Genomic DNA, 6,148 nt, shown 5'->3' on the forward strand with positions numbered 1-6,148 from the left:
TCAAGATCCATTTGTTTCTACACTCTTTCAAGAATATAAAGAGTACCATTCACCTGAAATTACAACTTGTTTTAAACAATCTGAAGAAGAAGCAATTAACATGATAAGTAATTTGCTCGAAAAAGGTTATCAGCAAGGAGCTTTGCATAAGGTACCTTTACCGCTAACAGCTTTCATGTTAGTACGAATGATTTTTAACTACGAACAGGATTATATAAAAGATGATAGAAGTGATACAGAATTTCTGCAGTTGCTAAAGCATATGCTTCTTAAAAACTAGTTTTAACAACAAAAAAATAATTGTGGTACAAATATATGAAGAGGAATGCGAATAATGGATGGTTTAATAAGCTCTTTTCAGTCTGGACAAACCTGCAATATATCCAACGCTTATGTAGGAATGACTGATAAAAGAACAACAGCGATTACAAGATCGAATTATAAGGAAAAAAAGAATGAATTGAACTACCCCCACTTTCACTTCGTTTAGAAGTGAGGGATTCCTAAGTAAAGAGTTCTATCGAACTCTAATTGATTAGGCTAACCCCGCAGTCCTTGCGGTTAGAAGCCTTATCGCTTCATTCTTTAGATTGATACTTGCGTTAATATCTCTATCATGATGTGTTTGACATGAAGGGCAAAACCATTTACGTAGGTTTAGATTTTTAACATCTTTATTTTGATACCCACAACAAGAACATAATTGGCTGGAAGCAAATGTTTTCGATACGACAATGACTTGTTTGCCATACCATTTTGCTTTGTATTCTAACATGGATCGAAATTGCGACCAAGATACCTCACTAATTGCTTTTGCTAACTTATGATTCTTTAACATATTCGATACTTGCAAATCCTCTATACCGATAACATCGTGGTTTTTGATGATTTCAGTTGAAATTTTGTCCAAGTAATCTTTTCTAGCATTGGATATGTATTCATGAATTCTAGCTACCTTTACTCGTTGTTTATTCCAGCGAGAAGATCCTTTCATTCTTCTAGAAAGCATACGCTGTGCTTTCGCCAACTTATCTTCTAATGATCGGAAAAACTTCGGATTTTCATAGTGTGTTCCATCTGACAAAATAGCGAAATCTTTTAGTCCTACATCTATTCCAATGTAAGAACTTGTTTTCGGAAGCTCTTGTACTTCTGTTTCAACTAATAGTGACACAAAATATCTACCAGAAGGGTTCCGTCTAACCGTAGCATTTACAATACGCCCCTCTACTTCGCGACTTTTGGCAAATCGAACAAGACCTAGTTTCGGCAACTTTATTTTGTTCCCTACAACGGCAATGTTTTCATTTGTTTGTTTTGTAGTATAAGATTGTACGTTGTTCTTCTTAGATTTAAAGCGCGGTGCGCTGTTTTGTTTTTTGAAAAAGCGTGTATAAGCATCCGCAAGGTTGCGAACAGACGACTGAATCGCAATACTATCCACTTCTTTTAGCCAAACAAGCTCTTTCTTTATGGCAGGTAGTTTGGCAGAGCATGTACCATAGGTCAAGCCTTTTCCTGTCTCTTTGTATGCTTGATCCCATAAGGATAGGAAATAATTGAATACAAAGCGAGAACATCCAATCGTTTTGTTGATTAGAATTGCTTGTGCCTGATTTGGATAGATACGAAACTTATAGGCTTTATTCATCATTATTTGATTCACCTCCATTTCGGTATATGACTATTATACACCAAACGTACATTCGATAGGTAGTCGAGTAACACTTTCTGTATGTCGAACAATTAAGATGGCTTCCTGCCATCCCTTGTTCGAAGCCAATTCATCTCCCACCTACTCACTGGGCTGTGACCCTTCACGCTCCTTGAGGAAGGAGTCTTCTTGGCTAAAATGATAAAAATTTTGTTTAGGGCGTACTTCAAAATGTTAGCTTGATGGGCATAGGGTGGCACCCCATCGCTATCAGGCTAAGATTCAGTAAGAGTCCGTCAACTAGATTTTTTCTGTTTTCTAAAAGAGTTGATATCAGCTTTCTAACAAACTGCATACTAAATAAACTCTAACAGGTTTCATTTTTTTAATTAAGCTACATGATTGTGGTGAATAACGAAATAATATCATTGTTAATAAGCATAATCACGTTCTGATTTTAGAACGCGTTACAAATAAAGTTATTCAATGTTTTAATTTCTTAATATTCTAATATTATTTTATCAAGTTTAAAGAACTAACATTATTTGTAAAACGTGTTAAGGTTATTGTGAAAGTTACAAAAAATATTTGAGGGGGAATTTTTATGTTTAAGAAATTAGTAGTTGGAGCTTTAGCAGCAGGTATTGTATTAGGTGGAACAGGAAGCGCTTTTGCCTACACTGATGCAAGCCAGGTTGATTGCAGCAAAACTCCACCAACAGCATGGCAAATGAATTTCAAAACAAAAGGTTCAATGCCTGCGACAATGATTAAATGTAACAAAACATATTATTTAAAAGAAGCTTATCCGAATCAAGATGGATATGGTACTTGGACTGGTGTTTACAAACGTTAACAAAGAGAAAAGGCACCTTAAGGTGCCTTTCTCCGACTTAATAACCACTTTAATTTTAATAATATGTATTGGACTCCCATCCAAAGATAATTCTAACATGGTTTCAGAGAAATGAAAGCGGATTCTTTAATTTACTTAATTACTTTATCCATAACTTCTTTATATTTATTAAATTGGGCATCTTCCATTTCACCATTCATTTGTATAAGAAAATTACCTTTTGCGTAAGTATGAGAGAGTAGCATTTGACTACCATTACCTAAATCGTCATAGTATTTCTTAGCTTTTTCAAAATCTTCTTTGTTTTTAAACTCAAATATTCTACCGCCGCTATCTTCACCTAATGCCGGAGCAAGAATGCGCTTTGCTTCTTTTCTAGTATTTCCAAATTCTTTTTCTAGTAGATCACTAGGATTTTCGGCTTCTAATCCTGCAGCTTTAAATTCTTCAATTACCTTACCAACTGTGACATTACTTGTCACGGATTTAACACTTTCACAAGCAGCTAAACCGAATAATAATAGAGCGCCAATAAGTAATACTAATAGTCGTTTAAATATAGTTTTTCATTCCTCCTAATATAAATAAAAAATAGCCCAGTAAAAAGAGCGTGTTTCATCTATCTAAACACGCTCTTACAAATATTTAAACCCTATATGATTTGCTTATTCCATTCTGATTTTCTTTTAACTAATACATCTCTTTATATACGATTATCATGCCAGAAGTTTATTGGAAAATGATTATTCTCATCATAAGCTTCAAATTCATACCCTTTTTCTTTTAATCCTTTTATTATTGCTGGAACTGCTGCGACAGATTGTGGATGAATATCGTGCATTAAAACAATTTCCTTTGAAGACGTCGCACCTGCTAAGACATTTTGAACAATTTTTGCGGCCGCTACATCCACAGGTAATTTATTGTATTTCCAATCTAAAGAATCAATTGTCCAATCCCATACTTTCAAATCATTTCCGACCACTTCATTTCGAAGTGATTCATTTAAGCCAGGCATTGATCCATATGGTGGACGTGTTAATTTCGGTGTGTTTCCAATAACATTTCTAATTAAAGATTGATCTTCTTTCATTTCCTTAACATATTCCTGATTGGTGTACAGCTTTTTAAAATCATGTGTCATACTATGCATGCCCACATAATGGCTTTCTACATGCTCTCGTTTCACTAAATCTGGGAACCTTTTCACGTTATCGCCAATTAAAAAGAATGTTGCTTTCACATCATTTTTCTTTAATACATCTAATAGATTAGCTGTATATTTTCCTGGTCCATCATCAAAAGTTAAATATACAACTTTTCTTTCTTTACCATCAAAACGATTAGGTATCGATTTTTTCAATTCATTTTTAGGTAGACTGCTCACTTGTTGAACACTATTTGCCTCTTCCGCATTTACCAGCTTAGGATTCGTAATAGATTGAAACATGTAATACCCTATTGCTACTAATGTAATAGCCAACAATACACTTATAATTCTCTTTTTCTTAAGCTTAATTTTCATATTATAATCTTCTTTCTATCAAATCATTCCACTTTATTTCGTTTAGTTTTATTATCCTATTAGCTTATTAAGTTTTTTAACTTAACCAATCACAATTTTGGACTAATCATTTTAATAATCTATATAGGTGAAAATTAGTGCCCTGCACTAGCGTTCATGGCATTTCCTATAATAGTTAGAACTACTGGAAATAATACTGGTCCTAAGGTAAGGACAATGTTTAAAAGTATAATAAAACTATATAGTAAGCTGTAATTTTTACTATTACGGTTTTCGAATACTAGGATGACTAATGTTATTATAGTAATTAAATGTAATAATAAAATTATCAACCAATAATACATCATTATAGTAAGATTCCACTTTCCTAATAGTTGGTATGTTACCCCTATTATTATCCCTAATATAGTAGCATTAAAGGAAATAAACAAAGTTCTTTTTAGTATTTTAGGAAATGTTTTGTGATCCACAGTTTTATTATATAAACCTATTAAAATGCCCAAAGATAGATATGCCAGTAATAACCCTACCCAATTCCAGATCCAATCTTGATCCCCCATTAAATTAAACAAAAGCGAAAGGATCCCTCCTACTGCAAGAATCGAGGAGATCATAATACTATTTAAAGCTGATTTCATACTATTTTCACTTCCTTAAAAATTTTACAATACAGCATTGAAGTCTACTCTTAAGTTGTCCTTTACTTATTAGAATCCTTTTCATTAAAAATCTTGTATGGAAATCCCATCATATAATACGGTCATCATACCTATTAGCATATACGGAAAATGGTAGGCCCAGCAAAAATTACATGTCCATGATCCCGTACCATAATTTTTAAACCGAACGAAACACCACCAAATCCTACTCCACACGGTAGATATACAAATAGAGGATGCGATTCATCAACTTTTATTTGTATATCAATTATTCAGACGAGTAGCAGCTACTGCATAACCTTAAAATAAATGCTTTGATTTTTCATCGTCAATCAAATAGCACATTTGATACTTATTAACTTGTATTCTTCCTTCTTCTACTGCTTTACTATAGCCCGCTGTATATTCAAAAATAGTAGCCCCTTTGTTTCTAAGTAAATCTTTTTCGCAGCTGCTGCCATATGTACATATGATGTTTTAAAATTAATCATAATTTATTATAATTAAGTATATATTAACAATATATTAAGTATAAGTAAATAAAATTAATAACAATTTAATTTTATTTACTTATTTAAAGGGGATTACATATATGAACGATATTAATGTTGGTCACAGAATTAGGGCATTTAGAAAAGGTGCCGGATTAACCAGTAAGCGTTTAGCTGAGTTAGCTGATATAACACCTTCCATGTTAAGTCAGATTGAAAAAGGAATCACAAATCCTTCATTACAAACACTAAAATTAATTTCTGTAGCATTAAATATTCCATTGTTTAATTTTTTCTTAGAGGATACCAATACAGAAGAATTAGTTGTACGAGCTAACCAAAGGAAAAAAATAACTTTTCCTGAAAGCGGCAATGTTTCGTATGAGCTATTATCTCCTAATTTAGATGGAGCACTAGAATTGGCTTTAATGAATCTGTTACCTCAAACTGCTTCATCTATGGAGCCTGTGGCACATAAAGGGGAAGAAATAGCATTTATTATGGAAGGACAAGTGAAACTATATCTAAATGATGCGGTTTTACTTCTCAATACAGGTGATAGTGTTAAAATCCCACCTTATGCAAAGCATAAATGGGAAAACAACTCTTTAAACAAAGTCACTGTTATATTTGGAGTAACTCCACCATCTTTTTAATTTCAAATACTAGCGAAGAAAAGTTAGAGAAAATAATTCTCTAACTTTTCTTGTATACATAACTTTATTTTAAGAAAGTAAAAAACTTATCTCTCAATTATATGAGATTATAATTTAAACGATTAAAAGTAATGAAATAGATCTTTTTAATTACATACTTAATTTACTTTTTAATGTCCAGTATTTTTCTCCATTAGCTTCAAAAGAGAATTCTACCCATCCATTTGGATCTTCACGATAAATAAAGATGGTTGTTCCAGGAGTTACTGTACCAACTTTATTCTCCTCGACAGCTACATCTGGTCTA

At 32.7% G+C, this 6,148-nt stretch carries 6 protein-coding genes and 1 pseudogene; 3 read left to right on the forward strand and 4 right to left on the reverse strand.

The annotated features are described in order from the left end of the window. Positions 1 to 280: pseudogene (locus ACS2FK_RS30220) on the forward strand (TetR/AcrR family transcriptional regulator); the annotation flags it as partial. Between the two features lie 255 nt (positions 281 to 535). Here the strand turns inward: ACS2FK_RS30220 and tnpB are convergent. Continuing rightward, entirely contained in the window at positions 536 to 1,654 is a 1,119-nt protein-coding gene (gene tnpB, locus ACS2FK_RS30225; RefSeq protein ID WP_196213906.1) for an IS200/IS605 family element RNA-guided endonuclease TnpB, read from the reverse strand. A gap of 604 nt (positions 1,655 to 2,258) precedes the next feature. Between tnpB and ACS2FK_RS30230 the strand changes: the two genes are divergently transcribed. Further along, a complete protein-coding gene (locus ACS2FK_RS30230) occupies positions 2,259 to 2,510 on the forward strand; it encodes a hypothetical protein (RefSeq protein ID WP_043937682.1) in 252 nt (83 codons plus the stop codon). Positions 2,511 to 2,641: 131 nt separating this feature from the next. Here ACS2FK_RS30230 and ACS2FK_RS30235 read toward each other — a convergent pair whose 3' ends face one another. From ACS2FK_RS30235 to ACS2FK_RS30245, 3 genes are all read right to left on the reverse strand, one after another. After that, entirely contained in the window at positions 2,642 to 3,070 is a 429-nt protein-coding gene (locus ACS2FK_RS30235; RefSeq protein WP_063549747.1) for a hypothetical protein, read from the reverse strand. A gap of 143 nt (positions 3,071 to 3,213) precedes the next feature. Then, the gene (locus tag ACS2FK_RS30240; protein WP_063549745.1) at positions 3,214 to 4,035 is read right to left on the reverse strand and encodes a peptidoglycan-N-acetylglucosamine deacetylase; all 822 of its coding nucleotides are present in this window, start codon (positions 4,033 to 4,035) and stop codon (positions 3,214 to 3,216) included. Between the two features lie 134 nt (positions 4,036 to 4,169). After that, the gene (locus ACS2FK_RS30245; RefSeq protein ID WP_000833547.1) at positions 4,170 to 4,673 is read right to left on the reverse strand and encodes a DUF3902 family protein; all 504 of its coding nucleotides are present in this window, start codon (positions 4,671 to 4,673) and stop codon (positions 4,170 to 4,172) included. A gap of 613 nt (positions 4,674 to 5,286) precedes the next feature. On the opposite strand from ACS2FK_RS30245, the gene ACS2FK_RS30250 reads away from it, so the two are divergent. After that, positions 5,287 to 5,841: a helix-turn-helix domain-containing protein gene (locus ACS2FK_RS30250; RefSeq protein WP_063549743.1), complete on the forward strand. Its 555-nt coding sequence runs from the start codon at positions 5,287 to 5,289 to the stop codon at positions 5,839 to 5,841. The last annotated feature ends 307 nt before the right edge of the window (positions 5,842 to 6,148 follow it).

Origin of the sequence: Bacillus cereus group sp. BceL220, from assembly GCF_051776965.1 — a bacterium.
In the GTDB taxonomy this organism is placed as follows: domain Bacteria; phylum Bacillota; class Bacilli; order Bacillales; family Bacillaceae_G; genus Bacillus_A; species Bacillus_A cereus.

Bases quoted from the DNA above. Each gene is read 5' to 3' on its own strand.
- tnpB (WP_196213906.1), bottom strand. From the start codon at position 1,654: ATGATGAATAAAGCCTATAAGTTTCGTATCTATCCAAATCAGGCACAA.
- ACS2FK_RS30230 (WP_043937682.1), top strand. From the start codon at position 2,259: ATGTTTAAGAAATTAGTAGTTGGAGCTTTAGCAGCAGGTATTGTATTA.
- ACS2FK_RS30240 (WP_063549745.1), bottom strand. From the start codon at position 4,035: ATGAAAATTAAGCTTAAGAAAAAGAGAATTATAAGTGTATTGTTGGCT.
- ACS2FK_RS30245 (WP_000833547.1), bottom strand. From the start codon at position 4,673: ATGAAATCAGCTTTAAATAGTATTATGATCTCCTCGATTCTTGCAGTA.
- ACS2FK_RS30250 (WP_063549743.1), top strand. From the start codon at position 5,287: ATGAACGATATTAATGTTGGTCACAGAATTAGGGCATTTAGAAAAGGT.